Raw genomic sequence first — 22,143 nt, 5'->3', positions numbered from 1 at the left:
CACTGCCGTGCGGCGGTGCGGCCTTCTGGCGGTGCTTTGATGCGCCAGTTGACTCCTCACAGCGGCACGAAACTAAACAGTTATTAAATGGTATTTAGGAAAATTCTTACGTCTGTAGGCGGGGGCTTAGTTAAGGCTGGCACTTAAGTAAGTTTAGTCAGCTGTTTTCACTGGAAACTTTCGACGTAACTCCTGAAATTTCTCCAATTTACCGCTGCTAATCGGCTTTTCATTTGTTTTATTTACAGAAATTTCCCGGCAGGCAAAATAGCGCTTATTTCCTCTCCTTCAGCCGACCATGTCAGAAGAAGCGCTGCGTCAGCAGATTCAGAACCTGAAAAAGCATAATGCGCGATTAAAGCGTATAGCGCATGACGCGCGTAATAAGCTGAGTGCAGCGCTGGATGGAACCGGTTTATGTTTGTGGCAATTGCATATTCCCAGCGGCAAACTGGTGATTTTTAACCGTCGCTGGGGCGCGATGCTGGGTTTCCAGCCGAAAGAGACCAAAGCCCAGTTCGATGTATGGCGCGATCGCTTGCATCCGGATGACGCAGACGAAGTGCTGAAAGCCTTTTACGATCACATCGAAGGGCGCGCGCCTTACTACGAAGCGCTGCACCGTATGCTGGGCAAGGACGACAGCATCAAATGGGTGTTGGATCGCGGACGCGTCACCGAATGGGACGAAGCGGGCAATCCGATCAAAGTCACTGGCACGCACATCGACATGACCAAAGAGAAGCAGTATGAAGCGCAGCTCTCATCGCTGGCGCATCACGATCCGCTTACCGGACTGACCAACCGCCATGCGCTGCACACGCAGTACAGCAAGATGAAAGCGCTGGGGCCGCTATGCGTGGCGTTTATCGATCTCGATAACTTCAAACACGTCAACGACACGCTGGGACATCGCAGCGGGGATGAGGTATTGATTCAGCTGAGTCAGCGCATCACCGATGTGCTGCCGCCAAACGTGGTGATTGGTCGTTTGGGCGGCGATGAGTTTGTACTGCTGATGCCGTTCCTGATCGACTACCCGAAAGTACGCATTCTGCTGCAGGCGGTGCTGGATGCCGCGCTAACACCGTTTGATATTGATAACGGTCACGCACAGATTGGCGCATCGATGGGCATTGCTCAGGTGCAGGAACGCGACAGCTTCGATGAAGCGCTGATGCGGGCGGATGAGGCGATGTATCAGATCAAGAAGAACGGTAAGCAGGGATTCGGGTTGGCGGGGTAGCTTTGCCCTCACCCTAACCCTCTCCCGCAGGCGGGAGAGGGAATAGATCGAGCTTACATGTGGCAGCGTTTCCCTCTCCCTGTGGGAGAGGGCCAGGGTGAGGGCATCAAACCGCACCATCCTTAATCCGCCAGCAAATGCCCATACATGGTCATCAATCTGCGCGTCACGCCGTTGGTCCAGCCGAAGCCGTCCTGCAGCGGATATTCACCACCGCCACCCGGACGGGCGCGATCGCCGCTGATGTCATACTTCTCCACCAACTTATGATGCAGTGAGTAGAAATTGTTCACCGTATTCAGCCAGTTAACGGCAATTTCTGTCGCCAGCGTCTCTTCACCGTAGTGATTCAAACCGACAACCGCCATCCATTGTAGCGGCGCCCAGGCATTGGGTTTATCCCACTGTTCACCGCTTTCCACCATCGAGGTCAGCAAACCGCCTTGCGTCAACAGCAGATGACGTAGCGCAACGGCCTGCAAGTGCGCCTGCTCGGGTGAGGCGAGACCAAGGAACAGCGGAACCACTGCTGCGGCGGTAAAGGCCCCAAAGCGCTCGCGGCGCCAGTCGTAATCGCGGTAAACACCGGCGGTGTTATCCCACAGATAGCGGTGAATCGCCTGCTTACGCGCATCGGCTTTTTTCTGCCACGCCAGCGCCGTCAATTCTTCGCCTTTGGCATGGGACAACGTCGAAATCATCAGCTCCAGCTTGTAGAGGAAAGCGTTAAGATCGATCGGAATAAATTGTGTGGTGCGGATACTCGCCAGACGCTGCGGATCGCGCAGCCAGCGGGAAGAGTAATCCCAACCGGATGCGGCACCGGCACGCAGATCGCGGTAAACCTCATTCGCCGGACGACCCGATTTCTTCGCGGTTTCAATATCTTCCAGCCACGACTCATCGCGCGGCGTGTCGCGATCGTCCCAGTAACGGTTGAGCAGCGAACCATCAGGCATGCGCACCACGTGGCGATAGGCCTGATGCGGCATCAACTCGCCCGCGCCATCCATCCAGAACTGGTACTCTTTCATCAACTGATCGAGATAGCGTTTCGCACCGCGAATGCCATCCTCTTCAAACAGTTCGACCATCAGCGCAAATACCGGCGGCTGCGAGCGGCTGAGGTAGTAAGTCCGGTTGCCGTTCGGCACGTGACCGTAGTTATCAATCAGCCAGGCAAAGTTATCCGCCATGTGACGCAGCAAATCGTCGCGGCCTGCATCGGCGAGACCGAGCATGCTGAAGTAGGAGTCCCAGTAATAGGTTTCTCCGAATCGACCGCCAGGCACCACATACGGTTTCGGCAACGGCAGCAGCGATGAATGCGCTAAATGTTGCTGCGGCATTTTGGTTAACACCGGCCACAGATCGTCAATATGTTCGGTTAAGGTTTTATCCGGATTGGAAACATAAAAACTCTCATTCACCTGGGGTGAATAAAAATGTTCATGCACGAATGCTTCCAGATCAAAATCAGCTGCGCGTTTACGACGACGAAAACGAATTAAAATATCCAGCGGATCGAATTTTGGTGCGCAATCCGGGAACGTTTTGCTGTCGGCAAATATGTGCGATGTTTGCACCTGCTCAAACAGTTCCATGTAGCGATCGGCAGGCGTCAGCGCATCCGGCGCGGGCAGACCTTCAATCAGCTCAGGTTCCGGCTCCGAATCCTGCATACCTTCGCGAACGAACTCATGAGGATTATATTGATACTCCAGTTCAGCATCAGCGCGTCGATCCTCGAAAGCGTTATATTGCTGTTGGTTAGTATTAATAGCAGCCTCCTGGTAAATTCTTGAATGCGTAAAGAACAAATTATAGAGCTCTGAACGGGCGAAACAACAATGCGATTTATCTATGAACGTAATAAATCATGTCGATGGATCCGGTGTTTTTACGATTTTTCAGCGATTACAACGGACTATATTTCAGGAAATGAAAGCGGCGTTTAAGATAGATGTTTAAATAGGTACGCAGAATTATCTGTATTTAAGAAAATCGCTAAAATTTGCGCGAAAAAGCGCGGGATGGTTTGATCAATTGATGGCATACGCAGCGGGAACTGAGCTGTATTTCCCTCACCCTAACCCTCTCCCGCAGGCGGGAGAGGGAACCGATCGAGCTAACATGTGGCAGCGTCTCCCTCTCCCGTGGGAGAGGGCCGGGGTGAGGGCATCAGGCCGCACCTTACTTCTGCAACGCCGCCTTAATCACTTCCGCATACGGCGTGGTTGGGCGACCAATCAGTTTGCTCAGCGTATGGCTATCATCAAACAATCCACCTTTTTCAGCACCGGCATCTGAATCTGCCAGCATCTCGGACAAGCCATCCGGCAAACCGGCACCTTTCAGCGCTGCGGCAAATTCGGCCTGCGGCAGGTTGATGTAATCCACTTGCTCGCCAGACTGTTTGGCAATCTCGGCGCTGAACTGCGCCAGCGTGTAGCTGTCATCGCCAGCCAGTTCATACACTTTGCCAGCCTGATCGTCACGGCTGATCACTTCGGCTGCCGCCGCCGCATAGTCAGCGCGCGCCGCCGAAGCAATACGACCTTCACCGACCGCACCAATAAAGGCATGATGCGCCAGCGCTGGCGCAATACTCGCCGCGTAGTTTTCGGTGTACCAGCCGTTACGCAGCAGCGCGAACGGAATGCCGGAAGCTTTCAGCTGCGCTTCAGTCGCACGATGCTCAACGCCTAATCCCAACGGCGATGTATCGGCATGCAGCAAGCTGGTGTAAGCGATAAAGCCGACGCCGGCGGCTTTTGCCGCCTCGATCACCGCCTTGTGCTGCGCTTCACGCTGGCCGACTTCACTGGAGGAGATCAGCAGCAGTTTATCAACGCCAGCAAACGCGCTGTGCAGCGTTTCCGGTTTGCCGTAATCCGCCGCACGCAGCGTCACGCCCAATGCTTGCAGATCGGCTGCTTTCTCCGGCGAACGCACCGCTGCAATGATTTCGCTAGCCGGCACTTTTTTCAGTAACGCGTCAATCACCAAACGGCCCAGTTGACCGGTGGCACCTGTAATCGCAATCATCTTGTTCTCCTTTTGAACTGGTATGAAAACAGCCTAAGCGATAAACTAACTTTTAGTAAGTACTTACAGATTTGTTAGTTTGAGGTGAATGAGTTAAATGTCTGAAAAGATGAGTGAAAAATTTACGCGCGGTGAGTTGCTTAACGTAAACTGCCCGTCGCGCGAAGTGCTAAAACGCATTACCAGCCGCTGGAGCGTACTGATTTTGCTGGCGCTGCGCGAAGAAACACTGCGCTTTAGCGAGCTGCGTCGCAAGATTGGCGGTGTTAGCGAACGCATGCTGGCGCAGACGCTGCGCTATATGGAAGAGGATGGTTTTGTTGAGCGCATCGCCTATGAAGTGGTGCCGCCGCACGTCGAGTATCGTTTGACGTCGTTAGGCCGCGAGGTGGAAGGGCAGGTGACCGGGCTGGCAGATTGGCTGGAAAGCAATGTACATCGGATATTGAAGGCGGATTGAGAAGGTCGCCATGAATGGCGACCACAGCGGCATTACGCGTGCAAATACTTCTCAAACCAGCCCAGCGTGCGGCTCCAGGCTAATTCGGCGGCGGCTTTGTCGTAACGCGGCGTCGAATCATTATGGAAGCCATGGTTTACGCCGGGATAAACGTAGCCTTCGTAGACTTTATGATTGGCCTTTAACGCCTCTTCATAGGCTGGCCAACCTTCGTTGATACCTTTATCCAGCGCGGCATAGTGCAACAACAGCGGCGCTTTGATGCGCGGCACATCTTCGGCTTTAGGCTGACGGCCATAAAACGGCACCGCACAGGCCAAATCGGGAAACGCGACCGCTGCCGCATTCGCTACGCCACCGCCGTAGCAGAAGCCGGTGATGCCCACTTTGCCGGTGCCTTCCTCGTGATGCATCAGGAAATCAATCGCGGCGAAAAAGTCATTCATCAACTTGGTTGGATCGACTTTGGCTTGCATCGTTTTGCCTTCGTCATCATTGCCCGGATAACCGCCCAGCGAACTCAAACCATCCGGTGCCAGCGCGATATAACCGGCTTTCGCTACCCGTCGTGCCACGTCTTCGATGTAGGGATTGAGGCCACGATTCTCGTGCACCACCACCACCGCAGGCACTTTGCCGGATGCATTGGCCGGTCGTACCAGATAGCCGCGCACCTCGCCGTGACCTTGCGGTGACGGATAGTGAATGTACTCCGGTTTGATCGCCGGATCGGTAAATTCCACCTGCTGCGCCAGCGCATAATTGGGGCTCATGGCGCTCAATAATGTTGCGCCCGCCATACCCGCAACGGTGAATTTCGCCGCCATCGAGATAAATTCGCGTTTGCTGATTTTGCCATGGGCGTAGTAATCGTAAAGCTCGAGCAGTTCCTGAGGGAAATCCTGTGCAGTAAGACGGGCCATAACCTCTCCTTCGCTGTTTAACTGGTTGATTACTGCTCTAAAAAAGCACAGCTTGTCGCCGCTGGCAAATGCCATGCCGCAGCAGGTTAACGTCACCACGTTTACATCACGGCATAATTAATCAGCAGGAATATATCTTTTTATTATAAAAATATTATCTTTTAATTAACAATTATGATCCCCTCGCGCTGTCCGGAAATATTTACATGTTTTAGTCAAGCGCCATAAATATCATCTTTTCGCTTTGCACTAAAAAATAAATAAATGAAGTGGTTACCAGCTGAGCACAGCGAGAATAAGCGAAAAACAATAACAATATTGTCACAATGAGTGAGGGTGCTTAACCTTAACGTGGTGATTTTAAAGTATTAGTTTCTGCTGAAAACAATGATCGAAATCAAAAAACACTGTTATAGTTTTACCGAACTCCCCTGTATCTTTTTGTTCGCACCACTTCCTTTTACATTGGCGCGACATTTCTTTAAGCACGGCGAATAACCGCTGCGCTCTGCTTGTTAATTATAAGTAAAAATTCGGTGTAATTTGTGGCAATGAGGTAAGCAATGTTTGGATTAGACGCCTTTCATCTGGCCAGGATTCAGTTCGCATTTACTGTTTCCTTCCATATTATCTTTCCAGCCATCACCATCGGTCTCGCCAGTTTCCTGGCGGTGCTTGAAGGGATGTGGCTGAAAACCCGTAACGAGACCTATCGCGATCTCTACCATTTCTGGTCGAAAGCTTTTGCCGTTAACTTCGGCATGGGTGTGGTATCCGGATTGGTGATGGCGTACCAGTTCGGTACTAACTGGAGTGGTTTCTCACAGTTTGCTGGCAGTATTACCGGCCCGCTGCTCACCTATGAAGTGTTAACTGCGTTCTTCCTTGAAGCGGGCTTCCTTGGCGTGATGCTGTTTGGCTGGAACCGCGTCGGTCCAGGCTTGCACTTCTTTGCAACCTGCATGGTCGCGCTCGGTACCATCTTCTCCACCTTCTGGATTCTGGCGTCGAACAGCTGGATGCATACGCCGCAGGGCTACATCATCCAGAACGGCATCGTAGTGCCGGAAGATTGGTTGAAAATCATCTTCAACCCTTCGTTCCCTTATCGCTTGTTCCACATGTCGGTGGGTGCCTTCCTCGCCAGCGCCTTCTTTGTCGGCGCGTCGGGCGCATGGCATTTACTGCGCGGTAACGACAATCCAGCGATTCGTAAGATGTTCTCGATGGCGCTGTGGATGGCGCTGATCGTGGCACCGATTCAGGCGATGATCGGTGATGCGCACGGCCTGAACACCCTTGAGCATCAGCCTGCGAAAATCGCGGCAATTGAAGGACACTGGGAAAACAAGCCGGGTGAAGCCACGCCGCTGATTCTGTTCGGTGTGCCGGATATGGAGCAGGAGCGCACCAAGTACGCACTGGAAATCCCGTACCTCGGCAGCCTGATTCTGACGCACAGCCTGGAGAAGCAAATTCCTGCGCTGAAGAGCTTCCCGAAAGAGGACCGTCCAAACTCCACCATCATCTTCTGGTCATTCCGCGTGATGGTGGCGCTGGGCCTGCTGATGATTACGCTCGGCGTGGTGTCTTTGTGGCTGCGTTTCAAAGGCCGTTTGTATCACTCGCGTCCGTTCCTGTGGTTCACGCTGCTGATGGGTCCATCGGGTTTGATCGCCATTCTGGCCGGTTGGTTTACCACCGAGATTGGGCGTCAGCCGTGGGTGGTATATGGCGTGCAGCGCACCATTGATGCGGTCTCGGCGCATGGCGATATGCACATGAGCATCAGCCTGCTGGCGTTCATTCTGGTTTACTCGTCGGTGTTTGGTGTCGGTTACCTCTACATGATGCGTCTGATCAAAGAGGGTCCGGTGACCGGCGAAGGTAAAGAGGTTGATCACGGTGGTCCGGGTCAGCATCACACGCCAGCGCGTCCGTTGTCGGCGGCCAAAACCCATAGCGAAAAGAGTGGGGAGCACTAAGATGATCGACTTTTCAATTATCTGGTTTGCCATCATCGTGTTTGGCACCTTGATGTACATCGTGATGGATGGTTTCGATCTCGGCATTGGCTTGCTGTTGCCGTTTAATAAAGATCCCATCGAACGCGACATGATGGTTAATACCGTTGCCCCGGTTTGGGATGGCAACGAAACCTGGCTGGTGCTGGGCGGCGCGGCGCTGTATGGCGCGTTCCCGCTGGCGTATTCGGTGCTGCTGGATGCGCTGTCGATTCCTTTGACGGCGATGCTGATTGGCCTGATCTTCCGTGGTGTAGCCTTTGAGTTCCGCTTTAAAGCCACGCTAGAACACCGTGCGTTCTGGGATAAGTCATTCATTGCCGGTTCACTGCTGGCCACCTTCAGTCAGGGCGTGGCCGTGGGCGCCATCCTGAATGGTTTCCCGGTGATTGGCCGTGAATATGCGGGTTCAGCGATGAGCTGGTTAGCGCCGTTCCCGCTGTTCTGCGGCGTTGGTCTGGTGATCGCTTATGCGCTACTGGGTTGTACCTGGCTGATCATGAAAACCGAACACGACCTGCACCGTAAGATGTCTGCGCTGGCGACACCGCTGACGCTGACGCTGCTGCTGGTGGTGGGCATTATCAGTATCTGGACGCCGCTGACGCATGCGGATATCGCGCAGCGCTGGTTCTCGCGTCCGAACCTGTTCTGGTTCCTGCCGGTTCCGGTGCTGGTGGTGCTCTGTTCGTGGGGGATTGTGCGCGCCATCAAGCGTGAAGCGCATTACTCGCCGTTCATCCTGACACTGGCGCTGATTTTCCTTGGCTTCTCGGGCCTTGGCATCAGCATCTGGCCGAACATCATTCCACCGTCCATCACCATCTGGCAGGCGGCGTCTCCAGCGAGCAGCCAGGCGTTTATGCTGGTGGGCGGCTTGCTGATTATTCCGGTCATTCTGGGTTACACCTTCTGGAGTTACTACGTGTTCCGCGGAAAAATCAAAGCCGACGAAGGATACCATTGAGATGAAAACCGAGGTCAGCAACATGAAAACTCACTCTGAAACGAAGATTCCGTGGTGGAAGCAGGTGATGTGGCTGGTAGTCATTTACGGCGCAAGCGTGCTGGCACTCGGTGTGGTGGCATCACTGTTTCGTATGATGATGACGGCAGCGGGCATGCGTTCGCATTGAGTCCCCGCATTAACAGAACCCATTGATATCACCGTAGGGTCGCCATTCATGGCGACCTTTTTCTTTTCTGCGATCAAAAAAACGTTAGTAACCTAAGCAATTAATGCTTTTCCCGCTTCGGTACGTTTACTCTTCCTTACGTTAGTAATACGTTTTTGTTATATTTATGTGACGAATAACGCAAATTCATGACGTTAACCACCTCATTCGACTCTCAAAATCATGCTCAGCCTGAATGTAAAAAAACAGTACATCAACGATCTGGTGGACTGGATAGAAGCGAACCTGACCGACGAACTCAACATCGATCTGATTACCCTGAAATCCGGTTACTCCAAATGGCACATGCAGCGCATGTTCAAAGAGATGACCGGGCAAACGCTGGCGTCCTACACGCGCAAACGTCGTCTGACCATGGCGGCGATGGCGCTGCGTTTGACCAGCATGCCGCTGATCGACATTGCGGTGCGCTTTGGCTTTGATAATCAGCAGAATTTTACCCGCGTGTTTAAAAGTCACTTCTCGATGACGCCGGGTGCCTATCGCCGCATTCCAGAGATGCTGATGAAGGATTTCCACAGCCGCATCTCCACGCAGCGCGAGTGGGTCAATGCGCGTCTGGCGCAGAAGCCGGAAATTCAGCTGTGTGGTGAAGTGATTGAGTGGGAATGCCGCTTCGGCGAATACATCGATCACCATAACCATGTGGTGGCGCAGCACACGCGTGATTTCATCGCTTTTGCGGGTCAGCACGTGAATCGCGGCTGGCTGGGCTTCCAGTTCAGTCCGGGCCTACATTCCGCCGATCAGCAGCACATCAGCCTGTTCCAGGCGCTGGAAAGTCAGTACGCCGATGTGCTGCCGCGCAATGTGCAGAACTGGACCGGAGAAAGTGGTTTGTATGCGGAGATTGACTGGCATGGCGCGCCGGAAGAGATCAACGCGTTCACCGCGGAGATTTACTACAACCACTTGCCAGCGCTGGGCGTAGCACGCCGTGCGGGCAAAGATTTGCTCAAGCTGGATCTGAAATACAGTACGCCTGATCTGTTGCAGGGCACCTTCTATATTCCGGTGGCGGATATGTAATGCATAATTCGTGCGGTAAACCGTGACAAACCGCACGATTTTATAAACTCAAGGCGGTAATTGGCGTAAAATTCTCCATCGAAACCTGATTGGCCGCGTAAATCACCAGCCGCCACACATCAGGCTGGATAATCACCTGCATTTCTGGTCCATTCCGGGCCGCTATAGTGAACAGACAAAAAAATTATGCGACTTCTACCGTTGTTCCTCATGACAGCGCTTGTAGCGTTTTCTTCGCTGGCAAGTGCACAAATGGCCGAGCCTTTTTCACCGCCGGGCGGTCTGCATCCGCATCAACCCCATTGCGCGCAGCATGAAATTCTGGGCGACAATGTGCTGCCGAAACACAGCCAGGATGATGGCAGTTTCGTAACCTGCGGCAATCACCAGGCGTAATCTCGTCCCGCCACAAAATTCCAATCTGCTACATCCTTTATGAAGGTCGTCATAAATGACCCCCCTACATTCGCACATGCCTTCCGTAGGGTCGCCATTCATGGCGACCTTTGCGATGGCGCGTACCATTCTGGCGACCAAACACACAGATAGCATTTTTCGGCATTGCATCGAAGATATATCATAACTATTCTCTTCCCATCAGATGAGAATGACTTTCACTATCTTTTAGGGAGACACCACGTGCAAACTACCCCTTCCGAACGCGTGCCACGCCGCGTGCGCAATGAACTGCGCTTCCGCCATATCACCGTGGTCAGCAAAACGCTGATTGCCGGTGAATTCTGGCGCATTGTTTTCAACGGCAGCGATCTGGCCGGCTTCAACTCCCCATCGTTTGACGATCACATCAAAGTATTCTTCCCGGAACATGCCGGCGCTGAGCTGGCGCTGCCGCAGATCACCGACGAAGGCATCGTTTGGCCGAATGGCGTACGTCCTGCCGCGCGTGATTACACGCCGCTGGAATTTAACGGCGTCGATTCCCTGACCATCGATTTCTACATCCACGATGGCGGCGTTGCCAGCAGCTGGGCAAACCAAGCCAAAGTGGGCGATCAAATCGCGATGGGCGGCCCGCGCGGTTCGTTGGTGATACCAACGGATTATGCCTGCCAGATTTACGTCTGCGATGAGACCGGTTTGCCGGCCTTTAAACGTCGTTACAGCGAAATCCAGGCGCAGGAAATCCACCTGCTGGCCTATGCCGATGAAGCCACCGGCCGCGATTATCTCGGTGATTTGCCAAATGTGCAGGTGAGCTGGTTGGGAAGCGGCAACATGCAGGCCGATAACCTGGCACCGATTACGGCACAGCTGGATCAGATTGCGCTGCCCGCCACTGAATATTTCATCTGGCTGACCGGCGAGGGCGAAGCGGTGAAATTGCTGAGCGATTACTTCACCCAGGGACGCGGTGCAAATACCGATTTCGTGCGCGCCGTAGCTTATTGGCATCAGAAATAACGGTAATGCTGCGCGCGCTGCCGCCTGTGTTGAATTTTGCCAGGTGGCAGACTACTATCAACCTCCCTTAATTAGCGCTCAGGAAGGCAATGAAACAGCAGCGGGATTTTCCATGGCAATCCGATCACGCACAGCGTACCGTCTGTGCAGGCGCACGTAAGAAGCGTCGGGAGCGGATGCTGGATGCCAGCGATATCCGCCTGTTAATGCTGCACTTTCTGGCCAACAGTTCTGCGCACGGTTATGAGCTGATCAAATCGGTTGAAGAGCTCTCCAAAGGGGAATATTCCCCGAGTCCCGGCATTATTTATCCCAACCTGACGCTGCTCGAAGAGATGGATGCGATTCGCGTGGTCGATGCGCAGGCATCACGCAAAGCCTATGCACTGAATGAGAGCGGCGTGGCGCTGCTGGCAGAGAATCGTGACAATGTGGATGCGATTATCGAGCGCTTAACCTCACTGGCGATTCTGGTGAATAACCGCAGCATTCCGCAGGTTGAGCAGGCGATTCACCTGATCAAACACACCTTGAATCATCGTCTGGCGCAGGAAGATATTTCGGATGAGGCGCTGGAGATAGTCATTAGCGCGCTGCACGAAGCGGCGGAAAAAATCGCCAAAAGTTAGCATTACGAACGTAGGGTCGCCATTCATGGCGACCGTCCAGAAAATCGCACCAACCAAAATCAACTCTTCTTCTTATCCACATGCCCCAACGCGCGATCCGGCCAGCAAACATCGCGTACGCGCTGCTTCAGCGCGGCCGCATCCGGAAATCCGCCTTCCTGCTTACGCTCCCAAATCACCTGACCATCAATGGTGATCTCAAATACGCCGCCGGTTCCCGGTTGTAGCGTTACCGCACTTAAATCCTCGGCAAACGTATGCAGCAACTCCTGCGCCATCCAGGCGGAACGCAGCAGCCAGTTACATTGTGTGCAGTAATGAATGGTAATCGCTGGTTTCTGTGACATAACCTGTCTCTTTTAGATATATAAGTTAACAAAATGTGCGGTCCAAGATACATCTTAGCTTACTGCTAGTTGATAATGATTACCACTTGCATTACATTCCTGTCGACATCATTTATTACATAAAATAAGTCCATATTTTTTTACGGTCTTTTAACCCAAGCCCGTACTTTCAGGCAGCAAGCAAGTGAGCGAATACTAACAATTAACCAGGTATTTCGCGCATGTCTTCACTCTTTCAGGGAACGGCCCAGCAACGTCTTTTCAAAGTTGCCATCTTATCTTCAGCCATTCATGCCGCTTGCAGTTTTGCCGCCAGCGACAGTACCAGCAATGAACCGGTTCTCACCGTCACCGCGCCAAAACAGCAGGCCGGCAATAAAACCACCATCACGGCACAAGAGCTGCAAAAACGCGGTGCGAATGATTTCGGTTCGATCATGCGTTATGAGCCGCTGATCAGCGCCACCGGATCCAGCGGCGGATCCTCGGCCGGCAAAAGCGGTTTCGACCGCGCGGGCTATACCGGTTACAACATTCGTGGTCTGGAGAGTAACCGCGTCGGCATGGATATCGACGGCATTCCGATTCCAGATGCCACCGGCCGTCCTTACGTCAGCCGAACCGGCAACAACACCTTTGGAATTGGCCGTGATTACATCGATCCCTACATGTTCGGCAGCGTTGATATCGAGAAGGGCGCCACGGCGGTGGATCAACCGAATACCTCGATTGGCGGTAACGTCTCATTCCATAACAAAAGCGCCGACGATTACCTTAGCAGTGACAAAAAAACCTACTTCGGTTATCAGAGCGGTTACGACTCATCGAATCGTAGCTGGCACAACGGCATCACCGCCGCCGCCGGCGATGATGAGCTACGCGGCCTGTTTGTTTACAGCCGTCGCGACGGTCAGGAAACCGAGAACAACAGCGGCGTGATCGATGCTTATCCGGCCAACTGGCACTCTGACGCCTTTATGACCTCCGGCATCTGGCAGCCGAACGATCAGCACAAGCTGAGCGCTACTTTCGATTACTATCACAAAACCAATCACAGCCATTACGATACCTGGGACACCAGCGGCAACACGGTTTGGGGTACCGCGCAGCAGCAGAGTGATACGCGCCGCTGGGGTATCAATCTGGCGGATGAGTGGACGCCGTACAACGACGTTATCGATACGCTGACCACGCGCCTTTACTGGCAGCAAACGCAGGCGCACGACAATACCTATTTGCCAACCAGCGCCAGCCAATACGGCTTTGTCTATTCCGATTTCAACGTCGATACCTATGGCTTCGACACACGCGGCACCAAAACGCTGGGCCGTCACGAGCTGAGTGCCGGTGTCAACGCGCGCCTGGATAACAGCGAGCGTCCATTCCGTCAGGAGCCAACGCCGAGCACCTTCAGCGCCATCACGCAGCCACAATCTGACAGCCGCACCTTCGCGGTGGCGGGTTACCTGCAAGATAAGATCAATTTCGATGTTGATAGCCACAACTTCGCGGTTATTCCCGGCGTACGCATGATGTATCAAAGCACCAAACCCAAGGATCTGGGCGATCTGACTAACGGCAGCACAGTACTAACCGAAGAGCAGGTTGATGCGCTGTACGGCAAAACCAACTCCGATACGCAGGTGCTGCCATCGCTGACCTTCCAGTACGACTTAACGCCAGCGCTGACCACCTATCTGCAATATAAACGCGGCGTGCAGTTCCCTACCACCAGCCAACTGTATGGTTCATGGAATCTTGGCTCCAGCTATGCGGGGAGCGCGCAGTATGCGTTGATTGGTAACACCGATCTGAAAACCGAAACCAGCAACAACTTCGAGTGGGGCCTGAAAGGCCAGGCGACTGAAGGCGTAACGGTCAACACCTCGGTGTTCTACAACCAGTACAAAAACTTCATCGCTTACACCCGCTATCGTCGCTCGGCAAATCCGGAGATGTTCCTCAACGTCCCGAGCAACATCTACACCAGCTATCAGGCCGAAAACCGCGATAAGGCCTACATTTATGGTGCTGAGATCGCCACCAAAGTGAATTACGGCACCTGGTTCCCGCAAGTGGATGGCCTGAGCAGCACCTTTGCGCTGGGCTACAACGAAGGTAAATCCAAGTCCAGCTACGCCGGTGACAAGTACATCGATCTCGATAGCGTCGCGCCATTGAAAGCGATTGTCGGCCTGGCGTGGGATGACAAAGCGCGCGGCTACGGCGCAGCGCTGACCGCCACCTTCGTGAAAGGTAAGCAGGCCACGGCGACCAACCGCGAAAGCTACACCAATACCGGCACGGCGATCACCGACTCCACCTCGGAATATATGCGCGTACCGGGTTACGGCATGGTAGATGCGACGGCTTACTGGCAGGCGACGAAAAACGTCAAGCTGAGCGGCGGCATCTACAACATTACCGATCGCAAATACTGGGATTACACCAGCAGCCGCACGCTGACCAGCAGCAATGCCCAGGAACGCAACGACATCAACCTGGCGGTAATGCCAGGCCGCACCTTCCAGCTGGGTGTGAACGTCGATTTCTAATCCCTTTTCGCCCTGCGGCAGCGCAGGGCATTTTCATGGAGCAAGGCAATGAACCCACGTTACGATCACTATCTGGCGCTGAAAGGCGAGCATCCGAAAAAGTACGCGCGCGATCTCGCAGCATTGATGGGCATTGGCGAAGCGCAGCTGTGTGAAGCGCGTGTCGGCCATGATGCAAAGGCGTTAAAAGCCGATTTCCCAGCGCTGCTGGCGGCACTGGCGGCGGTAGGTGAAACAAAAAGCATCACCCGCAATGAATATGCGGTCCATGAGCAGGTGGGCAAATATGAAAACCTGCACCTCGGCGAACACGCCGGGCTGATCCTCAACCCGCGTGCGCTCGATCAGCGCCTGTTCCCGAGTCAGTGGCACAGCGCGTTCTTCCTGCGCGAGCAGAGCGCTCACGGAGAACGTCAAAGTATCCAGATTTTTGATCGCCACGCTGATGCGGTGCTGAAAATCTACACCACCGACAACACTGATGTGGCCGCATGGGATGCGCTGATTGCGGAATTTGTGCTGGAGAATGCGGCGGCGTTAGATCCGCAGCCCGCCAGCGCGCCGCAATACAGCAGTGCGATTGATGCCAGCAAAGTTGAAGCCGAATGGCGCGCCATCACCGATGTGCATCAGTTCTTTGGTCTGCTGAAGCGTCACAACATCTCGCGCCCGCAAGCGTTCCGCGCGGTGGCGGACGATCTGGCACGTCAGGTGAGCAATGACTCGCTGGCGCAGTTGCTGGATCTGGCGCAGCAGGATGGCAACGAAATCATGATTTTCATCGGTAACCGTGGCTGCACGCAGATCTTCACCGGCGCGGTAGAGAAGCTGATGCCGATGGATAACTGGATCAACATCTTCAATCCGACCTTCACGCTGCATTTGATGGCGGATCACATCAGCGAAAGCTGGGTGACGCGCAAACCGAGCGGCGACGGCTTCGTCACCAGCCTGGAACTGTTTGCTGCCGACGGCACGCAGATCGCGCAGCTGTACGGCCAGCGCAGCGAAGGCACGCCGGAGCAGGCGCGCTGGCGCGAGCAGGTAATGTCGCTGGAGGCGTTAGCATGAAAAAACTTCTGTTGCTGCTGACGGCGCTGGCGCTGCCCGCTGTAGCGGCCGAGCGGGTAATCTCGATTGGCGGTGACGTCACGCAAATCATCTACGCCCTGGATGCGCAACAGGATCTGGTGGCGCGCGACAGCACCAGCCAGCATCCGGCGCAGGCCAACAAGCTGCCGGATGTCGGTTATATGCGTCAGCTGAATGCCGAAGGGATTCTGGCGCTGAAACCGACGCTGGTGCTGAGCAGCGAGCTGGCAAAACCGTCGCTGGTGTTGCAGCAGGTGGAGCAGGCGGGTGTGAAGGTGGTGGATGTCACCGGCAAAAACAGCCTCGACGCCATCCCGGAAAAAATCGCCACCATCGGCAAGGCGCTGCATCGTGAAGATGAAGCCAACGCGTTGATCGAAAAGGTCAACAAACAGCGCGCGCAGATCCCGCAACAACCGTTGCCCGTTAAAGTGCTGTTTATCATGGCGCACGGCGGCATGCGCACCCAAGCGGCGGGCGCGCAAACCGGCGCGGACGGCGCGATTCACAGCGCCGGTCTGATCAACGCGATGGCGGCGGTGCCGCACTATCAGCAGCTGTCGCAGGAAGGCGTGGTCGCCGCCGCACCGGATTTGATCGTGGTGGGTGAAGATGGCCTGCGTACGCTGGGCGGCGAAGAGAAAGTGTGGGCGCTGCCCGGTTTGGCATTGACGCCAGCCGGTCAGCATCGCGCTTTACTGGTGGTTGATGAGATGGCGCTGCTGAGCTTTGGTCTTGATACGCCGGGCGCGATTGTGAAGTTGCGTCGTGCCGCTGAAGCAGTAAAACATGACTAATACCTCCATGCTTCGCTGGCTGTGTGTGATGGGCATCAGCATGGTGATGTGTATGCTGCTGGCCGCCAACTTCGGCGCGATGCCGCTTTCAATGCGCACCTTGCTGCGTGCGCCGCTCAGCGATATGGCGTGGCAAATCTGGATCAACATCCGCCTGCCGCGCGTGCTGCTGGCGGTGCTGCTCGGCATGGCGTTGGCGGTTTCCGGCGCGGTGATGCAGGGATTGTTTCGCAATCCGCTGGCCGATCCCGGTTTGCTCGGCATCAGCAGCGGAGCCGGTTTGGCGGTGGCGATATCGATCGTTATCCCGCTCGGCTTGCCGCCGCTGCTGGCGCTGTGGCTGCCAACTCTCGCTGCCTTTATGGGCAGTTTGGTGGTGACGCTGCTGATCTTCAGTTTTAGCCGTCTGGCGTTGGGAAATTTATCGCGCTTGCTGCTGGTCGGCATCGCCATCAACGCCTTGTGTGGCGCAGCGGTCGGGGTGCTGTCGTGGCTGAGTAACGATCAGCAGCTGCGTCAGCTGGCGCTGTGGGGCATGGGCAGTTTGAGCGCGGCGCAGTGGCCGAGTTTGCTGGTGTGCGCGGTGCTGATTCTGCCGGCGCTGATAGCGATTCAGCTGCGCGCGCGTCGTCTCAATTTGCTGCAACTCGGCGAAGAAGACGCGCATTACATGGGCATCGACGTGAAGCGCACGCAGCGCCAGCTGCTGGTGCTGAGCGCGTTGCTGGTGGGCACCGCCGTGGCGGTGAGTGGCATTATCGGCTTTGTCGGTTTAGTGGTGCCGCACCTGATGCGTTTCTGTCTCGGCAGCGATCATCGCTGGATGCTGCCCGGTTCGGCGCTGGCGGGCGCGATTTTGCTGCTGCTGGCCGATACGCTGGCGCGCACCGTGGTGGTGCCAGCGGAAATGCCGGTTGGCCTGTTAACCAGTCTGCTGGGCGGCCCGTGGTTTCTCTGGCTGATTCTGCGTGAGCCCAAGGGGGATGAATGAGTGACTGCATGCAGGCGCGCGGACTGCGTTTTAGCCACGGCTCACGCGCCTTGATCGACGACGTTTCCCTGACTTTACAGCCTGGCGAAATGATTGCGCTGATTGGTCCCAACGGCGCGGGGAAATCCACGCTGCTGCGCTTGCTGACCGGCTTTCTCACGCCGCAAGCGGGCGAGTGCTGGCTCGGCGATCGTCCGCTAAACAGTTGGCCGCGCGAACCGCTGGCGCAGCGCCGCGCGGTGATGCGTCAGCAAAATAGCGTGAGTTTTCCGCTGCCCGCCGCCGATGTGGTGGCGATGGGCCGCGCGCCCTGGCCGCGCGCTCAATCCAAAGCGGTGATTGACGAGGTGATGCAGATTACCGGCAGCCTTGAGCTGGCAACGCGTGATTACCGATCGCTTTCCGGTGGTGAACAGCAACGCGTGCAGCTGGCGCGCGTGTTGGCGCAGTTGTGGCATGACGATGGCCCGCGCGGCTGGCTGTTTCTCGATGAACCCACTTCCGCGCTGGATCTGTTCTGGCAGCAGCACAGTTTGCGCTTGCTGCATCGCCTGACGCGCAACGGACGCTTCAGCGTCTGTACCGTGCTGCACGATCTGAATCTGGCGTCATTGTGGTCGGATCGCGTGCTGTTGCTGCATCAGGGCAAGCTGGTGGCAGAAGGCGCGCCGCATGAAGTGATGACCGAAAGCACGCTGACGCGCTGGTATCAGGCGGAGCTGGATGTGATGCTGCAGGATGAGAAGGGCAGGCCGCAGATTCAGTTACGTGCATAATGTTTCGTAGGGTGGGCATTTATGCACGTAGGGTTTTCGTAGGGTGGGCATTTATGCCCACCAGGCCGTGATTGATGTGTATAAGGTCGCCATGAATGGCGACCCTACGAAAACATCAGCGGCAATCGACGATCAATCTGCCGCGTACTTTACCGGCCAGCAGCTGCTCGGCACCTTCACGCGCTTCGCTCAGCGGAATCACTTTGGTTAACTGCTGTAGCAGGTCGCCATCCACCAGTTCCGCCAGGCGCTGCCACGCCTGCTGACGCAGCGGTTTGGCGCACATCACGCTATCCACGCCCGCCAGCACCACGCCGCGCAGAATGAACGGCGCGACGCTGGTCGGCAGATCCAAACCTTGCGCCATGCCGCATGCCGCCACCACGCCATCGCGCTTGATGCCCGCTAACACATTGGCCAGCGTGTGGCTGCCAACGCTATCAATCGCCGCCGCCCAGCGCTCTTTCGCCAGCGGTTTGCCCGGCTCGCTCAGCTCTGCGCGATCGATGATCGATGTAGCGCCAAGCGTGTTGATCAGGTAATCGCTATCGCTGGCGCGACCGCTGGACGCAATAACCTCATAGCCGAGACGCGCCAGTAAGCTGACGCTGAAACTGCCCACGCCGCCACTCGCGCCGGTGACTAAAACCGGGCCGTGCTGCGGCGTGATGCCCTGTTTTTCCAGCGCCAGTACGCACAGCATGGCGGTTAAACCAGCGGTGCCAATCGCCATGGTTTGTAGCGGGCTAAGTGCGGCCGGCACTTTCACCAGCCAGTCGCCCGAAACGCTGGCTTTCTGCGCCAGTCCGCCCCAGTGTTTTTCGCCTACGCCCCAGCCGGTGAGCAGCGCCACATCGTCTTGCTGCCATTCGGCATGGCGGCTGCTGATCACCCGGCCAACAAAATCGATGCCCGGCACCATCGGGAATTGCCGCACAATCGGGCCTTTGTTGCAGATGGCGAGTGCGTCTTTGTAGTTGAGCGTGGAGTAGCTTACTTCGAGGGTGACATCCTGATCGGGCAGTTGTTTTTCTGACAGATCTTTCAGGGATGTGCGGTATCCCTGTTCATCATTTTCAATGACCAATGCCTTGAACATGCAGCCTCCGGCTGGTTGAGGAAAGTGGGGTAATAGTACTCCTTTTTTGCCCTCACCCTAACCCTCTCCCACGAGTGGGAGAGGGAATGTTAAGAACGGCTCAATCGGCTCCCTCGCCCGCTTACGGGAGAGGGCTGGGGTGAGGGGCCGCGCAGCGGTTGTTCCCGCAAAAAAAAGATGACATGATTGCGCCCCAGTTAGTGATCAACTCCCAGATTTACTTCGCCGAGGAAACCTCCTCATTGCTGTGCCATCGGCACCCACTCATCCTCTCTCAGGGATTTGTGTTATGAACCCATTGAAAATTGCTGCCAGCGTTGCTGTAGCGCCAACCCTTAGTCTGAACACTGCGCGCGACGTGGTGACGCTGGACAATACCGACTTTACCGATGTCGCTGCGGTCGTGATCACCTTGTCGGACACGCGCAGTGGCGTGCTGACGCTGTTACGCAAAATCGGCTTTAATCTGCCGGTGTTTGTCGCCAATGCGTTCGATGAAGAAGTGCTGAAGCTGCCCGGCGTCACCGGTGAAATTAACGGTGCGCCAGAAGAGTGGGACGCGCTGGAAGACGCCGCGCAGGCCTATGAAGCCGAGTTGTTGCCGCCATTTTTCGACACGCTCACGCGCTACGTCGATATGCAGAACAGCACGTTTGCCTGTCCGGGACATCAGGGCGGCGCTTTCTTCCGCAAGCATCCGGCGGGACGTCAGTTCTATGAGTTCTACGGCGAGAACGTGTTCCGTTCTGATATGTGCAACGCCGACGTTAAGCTCGGCGATCTGCTGATTCACGAAGGCTCAGCCAAAGACGCGCAGAAGTTCGCGGCGAAAGTGTTTAACGCCGATAAAACCTACTTCGTGCTTAACGGCACCTCCAGCGCCAACAAAGTGGTGACCAACGCGCTGCTGACGCGCGGCGATCTGGTGCTGTTTGACCGCAACAACCACAAATCCAACCATCACGGCGCGCTGATTCAGGCGGGCGCGACGCCGGTCTATCTGGAAGCGGCGCGCAATCCGTTTGGCTTTATCGGCGGCATTGATGCGCACTGTTTTGACGATGCTTATCTGCGTGAAGAAATCGCCAAAGTGGCACCCGATCGTGCTAACGAACAGCGTCCATTCCGCCTGGCGATTATTCAGCTCGGCACCTACGACGGCACGGTGTACAACGCGCGTCAGGTGGTCGATCGCATCGGCCATCTGTGCGATTACATCCTGTTCGATTCGGCGTGGGTCGGCTACGAGCAGTTTATTCCGCTGATGGCCGGCTGTTCGCCGCTGACGCTGGAGTTGAACGAGAACGATCCGGGCATCTTTGTCACGCAGTCGGTGCACAAGCAGCTGGCCGGTTTCTCGCAGACGTCGCAAATCCACAAGAAAGACAATCACATCCGTGGGCAGAAGCGTTTCTGTCCGCACAAGCGCCTCAACAATGCGTTTATGCTGCACGCCTCAACCAGCCCGTTCTATCCGCTGTTTGCTGCGCTGGATATCAACGCCCGCATGCACAAAGGCGAAGCGGGACGCAGCATGTGGCACGAGTGCGTCACTATCGGCATTGATGCGCGCAAAGCGATTCTGGAACGTTGTGAGATGATCCAGCCGTTCCTGCCGGAGAAGGTCCACGGCAAACTGTGGCAAGCGGCGGAAACGGAAGCCATCGCCGCCGATCCCGCTTACTTCAGCCTGGAACCGGGCGCGAAGTGGCACGGCTTTGAAGGTTACGCGCAACAACAGTATCTGGTTGATCCGTGCAAGCTGCTGCTTACCACGCCGGGCATCGATGCCGCCAGCGGTGAGTACACCAGCTTCGGGATTCCCGCGACTATTCTGGCCAACTATCTGCGCGAGAACGGCATCGTGCCGGAGAAGTGCGACCTCAACTCGATTCTGTTCCTGCTGACGCCAGCGGAAACGCCGGAGAAGATGGCGCATTTGGTGGCGATGCTGGTGCAGTTTGAGCAGCACGTACGCGAGGATGCGCTGCTGGCGGAAGTGCTGCCGAGCGTGTATCGCAAGAATATCGAGCGCTACAAAGGTTACACGCTGCGCCGCTTGTGTCAGGAGATGCACGATCTCTACGTCAGTTTCGACGTTAAGGATCTGCAGAAAGCGATGTTCCGTTCAGCCTGCTTCCCGCCGGTGAAAGTGAATCCGCAGGATGCGCATCAGGCCTACATTCGTGGCGAAGTGGAGCTGGTGCCGATTGCCAAAGCCGAAGGGCGCATTGCGGCCGAAGGTGCGTTACCGTATCCGCCGGGCGTGTTGTGCGTAGTACCTGGCGAAGTGTGGGGCGGCGCGGTGCAGCGCTATTTCCTTGCGCTGGAAGAGGGCATCAACCTGCTGCCGGGCTTCTCGCCTGAGCTGCAAGGGGTTTACACCGAAGAAGATGAGAGCGGGCGTTTGTGTCTAGTGGCGAATATGATGGTGAGCTGATTGCCCTCACCCTAACCCTCTCCCGCTAGCGGGAGAGGGAATTTTTAGCTCCTTCTCCCGCAGGCGGGA

The 22,143-nt window shown here is 55.6% G+C and carries 21 protein-coding genes; 15 read left to right on the top strand and 6 right to left on the bottom strand.

Annotation, left to right across the window (positions count from 1 at the left end; translation table 11 throughout):
* Positions 1–298 precede the first annotated feature (298 nt).
* On the top strand, positions 299–1,246 hold the full coding sequence (locus AC6I8A_RS16205) for a sensor domain-containing diguanylate cyclase (protein WP_256697362.1): 948 nt from the start codon (positions 299–301) through the stop codon (positions 1,244–1,246).
* 122 nt (positions 1,247–1,368) lie between these two features.
* On the opposite strand, the gene treF is transcribed toward AC6I8A_RS16205, so the two are convergent.
* Positions 1,369–3,027, bottom strand: coding sequence for an alpha,alpha-trehalase TreF (treF, locus tag AC6I8A_RS16200; protein ID WP_052026007.1), 1,659 nt, complete (start codon positions 3,025–3,027; stop codon positions 1,369–1,371).
* A 412-nt stretch (positions 3,028–3,439) separates the two neighbouring features.
* A complete protein-coding gene (locus AC6I8A_RS16195; protein ID WP_265299155.1) occupies positions 3,440–4,294 on the bottom strand; it encodes an SDR family oxidoreductase in 855 nt (284 codons plus the stop codon).
* A gap of 97 nt (positions 4,295–4,391) precedes the next feature.
* Between AC6I8A_RS16195 and AC6I8A_RS16190 the strand changes: the two genes are divergently transcribed.
* Entirely contained in the window at positions 4,392–4,754 is a 363-nt protein-coding gene (locus AC6I8A_RS16190) for a winged helix-turn-helix transcriptional regulator (protein ID WP_256697359.1), read from the top strand.
* Positions 4,755–4,786: 32 nt separating this feature from the next.
* Here AC6I8A_RS16190 and yghX read toward each other — a convergent pair whose 3' ends face one another.
* Positions 4,787–5,677 (bottom strand): YghX family hydrolase, encoded by an 891-nt coding sequence (gene yghX, locus AC6I8A_RS16185; RefSeq protein ID WP_293794400.1) that lies wholly within the window; start codon positions 5,675–5,677, stop codon positions 4,787–4,789.
* A gap of 563 nt (positions 5,678–6,240) precedes the next feature.
* Between yghX and AC6I8A_RS16180 the strand changes: the two genes are divergently transcribed.
* The 4 genes from AC6I8A_RS16180 to AC6I8A_RS16165 all read left to right on the top strand — a co-directional run bounded on the left by AC6I8A_RS16180 (position 6,241) and on the right by AC6I8A_RS16165 (position 9,926).
* Entirely contained in the window at positions 6,241–7,662 is a 1,422-nt protein-coding gene (locus AC6I8A_RS16180) for a cytochrome ubiquinol oxidase subunit I (RefSeq protein ID WP_101761884.1), read from the top strand.
* A 1-nt stretch (position 7,663) separates the two neighbouring features.
* Positions 7,664–8,668, top strand: coding sequence for a cytochrome d ubiquinol oxidase subunit II (cydB, locus tag AC6I8A_RS16175; RefSeq protein ID WP_293794398.1), 1,005 nt, complete (start codon positions 7,664–7,666; stop codon positions 8,666–8,668).
* Between the two features lies 1 nt (position 8,669).
* Entirely contained in the window at positions 8,670–8,837 is a 168-nt protein-coding gene (locus AC6I8A_RS16170) for a DUF2474 domain-containing protein (protein ID WP_101761885.1), read from the top strand.
* A 222-nt stretch (positions 8,838–9,059) separates the two neighbouring features.
* Complete coding sequence (locus AC6I8A_RS16165) at positions 9,060–9,926, top strand: helix-turn-helix domain-containing protein (RefSeq protein WP_436333179.1); 867 nt, start codon at positions 9,060–9,062, stop codon at positions 9,924–9,926.
* A 195-nt stretch (positions 9,927–10,121) separates the two neighbouring features.
* Here the strand turns inward: AC6I8A_RS16165 and AC6I8A_RS16160 are convergent, their stop codons facing one another.
* Positions 10,122–10,178 carry an SEC-C metal-binding domain-containing protein gene (locus tag AC6I8A_RS16160; RefSeq protein WP_137386906.1) on the bottom strand — a complete coding sequence of 19 codons (57 nt, stop codon included), beginning with the start codon at positions 10,176–10,178 and terminating at the stop codon, positions 10,122–10,124.
* On the opposite strand from AC6I8A_RS16160, the gene AC6I8A_RS16155 reads away from it, so the two are divergent.
* The 3 genes from AC6I8A_RS16155 (at position 10,179) to AC6I8A_RS16145 (ending at position 11,977) form a co-directional block, all read left to right on the top strand.
* Entirely contained in the window at positions 10,179–10,322 is a 144-nt protein-coding gene (locus AC6I8A_RS16155; RefSeq protein WP_162129952.1) for a hypothetical protein, read from the top strand. It begins immediately after the preceding gene.
* 243 nt (positions 10,323–10,565) lie between these two features.
* A complete protein-coding gene (locus tag AC6I8A_RS16150; RefSeq protein ID WP_497818774.1) occupies positions 10,566–11,348 on the top strand; it encodes a siderophore-interacting protein in 783 nt (260 codons plus the stop codon).
* 89 nt (positions 11,349–11,437) lie between these two features.
* On the top strand, positions 11,438–11,977 hold the full coding sequence (locus tag AC6I8A_RS16145) for a PadR family transcriptional regulator (RefSeq protein ID WP_256697352.1): 540 nt from the start codon (positions 11,438–11,440) through the stop codon (positions 11,975–11,977).
* Positions 11,978–12,036: 59 nt separating this feature from the next.
* Here AC6I8A_RS16145 and AC6I8A_RS16140 read toward each other — a convergent pair whose 3' ends face one another.
* The gene (locus AC6I8A_RS16140) at positions 12,037–12,324 is read right to left on the bottom strand and encodes an Rdx family protein (RefSeq protein WP_192412075.1); all 288 of its coding nucleotides are present in this window, start codon (positions 12,322–12,324) and stop codon (positions 12,037–12,039) included.
* Between the two features lie 221 nt (positions 12,325–12,545).
* Here AC6I8A_RS16140 and AC6I8A_RS16135 point away from each other — a divergent pair, with 221 nt between their 5' ends.
* From AC6I8A_RS16135 to AC6I8A_RS16115, 5 genes are read left to right on the top strand one after another with little or no spacing between them, the layout of a single operon-like run.
* Positions 12,546–14,879 (top strand): TonB-dependent receptor domain-containing protein, encoded by a 2,334-nt coding sequence (locus tag AC6I8A_RS16135; protein WP_436333184.1) that lies wholly within the window; start codon positions 12,546–12,548, stop codon positions 14,877–14,879.
* Positions 14,880–14,927: 48 nt separating this feature from the next.
* A complete protein-coding gene (locus AC6I8A_RS16130; protein ID WP_497818773.1) occupies positions 14,928–15,950 on the top strand; it encodes a hemin-degrading factor in 1,023 nt (340 codons plus the stop codon).
* Positions 15,947–16,768 (top strand): heme/hemin ABC transporter substrate-binding protein, encoded by an 822-nt coding sequence (locus tag AC6I8A_RS16125; protein WP_436333186.1) that lies wholly within the window; start codon positions 15,947–15,949, stop codon positions 16,766–16,768. The genes AC6I8A_RS16130 and AC6I8A_RS16125 overlap by 4 nt, the downstream gene beginning before the upstream one ends.
* Positions 16,761–17,759, top strand: coding sequence for a FecCD family ABC transporter permease (locus AC6I8A_RS16120; protein WP_497818772.1), 999 nt, complete (start codon positions 16,761–16,763; stop codon positions 17,757–17,759). Before AC6I8A_RS16125 ends, AC6I8A_RS16120 begins: the two co-directional genes overlap by 8 nt.
* Positions 17,756–18,535 carry a heme ABC transporter ATP-binding protein gene (locus AC6I8A_RS16115; protein ID WP_479489214.1) on the top strand — a complete coding sequence of 260 codons (780 nt, stop codon included), beginning with the start codon at positions 17,756–17,758 and terminating at the stop codon, positions 18,533–18,535. Before AC6I8A_RS16120 ends, AC6I8A_RS16115 begins: the two co-directional genes overlap by 4 nt.
* A 115-nt stretch (positions 18,536–18,650) precedes the next feature.
* Here AC6I8A_RS16115 and acuI read toward each other — a convergent pair whose 3' ends face one another.
* Positions 18,651–19,634 carry an acrylyl-CoA reductase (NADPH) gene (gene acuI, locus AC6I8A_RS16110; protein WP_256697343.1) on the bottom strand — a complete coding sequence of 328 codons (984 nt, stop codon included), beginning with the start codon at positions 19,632–19,634 and terminating at the stop codon, positions 18,651–18,653.
* Positions 19,635–19,923: 289 nt separating this feature from the next.
* On the opposite strand from acuI, the gene AC6I8A_RS16105 reads away from it, so the two are divergent.
* Positions 19,924–22,074 carry an ornithine decarboxylase gene (locus tag AC6I8A_RS16105; RefSeq protein ID WP_265299182.1) on the top strand — a complete coding sequence of 717 codons (2,151 nt, stop codon included), beginning with the start codon at positions 19,924–19,926 and terminating at the stop codon, positions 22,072–22,074.
* Positions 22,075–22,143 lie beyond the last annotated feature (69 nt).

This window comes from Pantoea sp. X-Soil-ISGK-275, from assembly GCF_059730795.1.
The sequence above is the reverse complement of the archived record's forward strand: the minus strand, read 5'-3'. Positions and strand labels throughout refer to the sequence as shown.

Bases quoted from the DNA above. Each gene is read 5' to 3' on its own strand.
- AC6I8A_RS16205 (WP_256697362.1), top strand. From the start codon at position 299: ATGTCAGAAGAAGCGCTGCGTCAGCAGATTCAGAACCTGAAAAAGCAT.
- AC6I8A_RS16195 (WP_265299155.1), bottom strand. From the start codon at position 4,294: ATGATTGCGATTACAGGTGCCACCGGTCAACTGGGCCGTTTGGTGATT.
- AC6I8A_RS16190 (WP_256697359.1), top strand. From the start codon at position 4,392: ATGTCTGAAAAGATGAGTGAAAAATTTACGCGCGGTGAGTTGCTTAAC.
- yghX (WP_293794400.1), bottom strand. From the start codon at position 5,677: ATGGCCCGTCTTACTGCACAGGATTTCCCTCAGGAACTGCTCGAGCTT.
- AC6I8A_RS16180 (WP_101761884.1), top strand. From the start codon at position 6,241: ATGTTTGGATTAGACGCCTTTCATCTGGCCAGGATTCAGTTCGCATTT.
- cydB (WP_293794398.1), top strand. From the start codon at position 7,664: ATGATCGACTTTTCAATTATCTGGTTTGCCATCATCGTGTTTGGCACC.
- AC6I8A_RS16170 (WP_101761885.1), top strand. From the start codon at position 8,670: ATGAAAACCGAGGTCAGCAACATGAAAACTCACTCTGAAACGAAGATT.
- AC6I8A_RS16165 (WP_436333179.1), top strand. From the start codon at position 9,060: ATGCTCAGCCTGAATGTAAAAAAACAGTACATCAACGATCTGGTGGAC.
- AC6I8A_RS16155 (WP_162129952.1), top strand. From the start codon at position 10,179: ATGGCCGAGCCTTTTTCACCGCCGGGCGGTCTGCATCCGCATCAACCC.
- AC6I8A_RS16145 (WP_256697352.1), top strand. From the start codon at position 11,438: ATGAAACAGCAGCGGGATTTTCCATGGCAATCCGATCACGCACAGCGT.
- AC6I8A_RS16140 (WP_192412075.1), bottom strand. From the start codon at position 12,324: ATGTCACAGAAACCAGCGATTACCATTCATTACTGCACACAATGTAAC.
- AC6I8A_RS16135 (WP_436333184.1), top strand. From the start codon at position 12,546: ATGTCTTCACTCTTTCAGGGAACGGCCCAGCAACGTCTTTTCAAAGTT.
- AC6I8A_RS16130 (WP_497818773.1), top strand. From the start codon at position 14,928: ATGAACCCACGTTACGATCACTATCTGGCGCTGAAAGGCGAGCATCCG.
- AC6I8A_RS16125 (WP_436333186.1), top strand. From the start codon at position 15,947: ATGAAAAAACTTCTGTTGCTGCTGACGGCGCTGGCGCTGCCCGCTGTA.
- AC6I8A_RS16120 (WP_497818772.1), top strand. From the start codon at position 16,761: ATGACTAATACCTCCATGCTTCGCTGGCTGTGTGTGATGGGCATCAGC.
- AC6I8A_RS16115 (WP_479489214.1), top strand. From the start codon at position 17,756: ATGAGTGACTGCATGCAGGCGCGCGGACTGCGTTTTAGCCACGGCTCA.
- acuI (WP_256697343.1), bottom strand. From the start codon at position 19,634: ATGTTCAAGGCATTGGTCATTGAAAATGATGAACAGGGATACCGCACA.
- AC6I8A_RS16105 (WP_265299182.1), top strand. From the start codon at position 19,924: ATGAACCCATTGAAAATTGCTGCCAGCGTTGCTGTAGCGCCAACCCTT.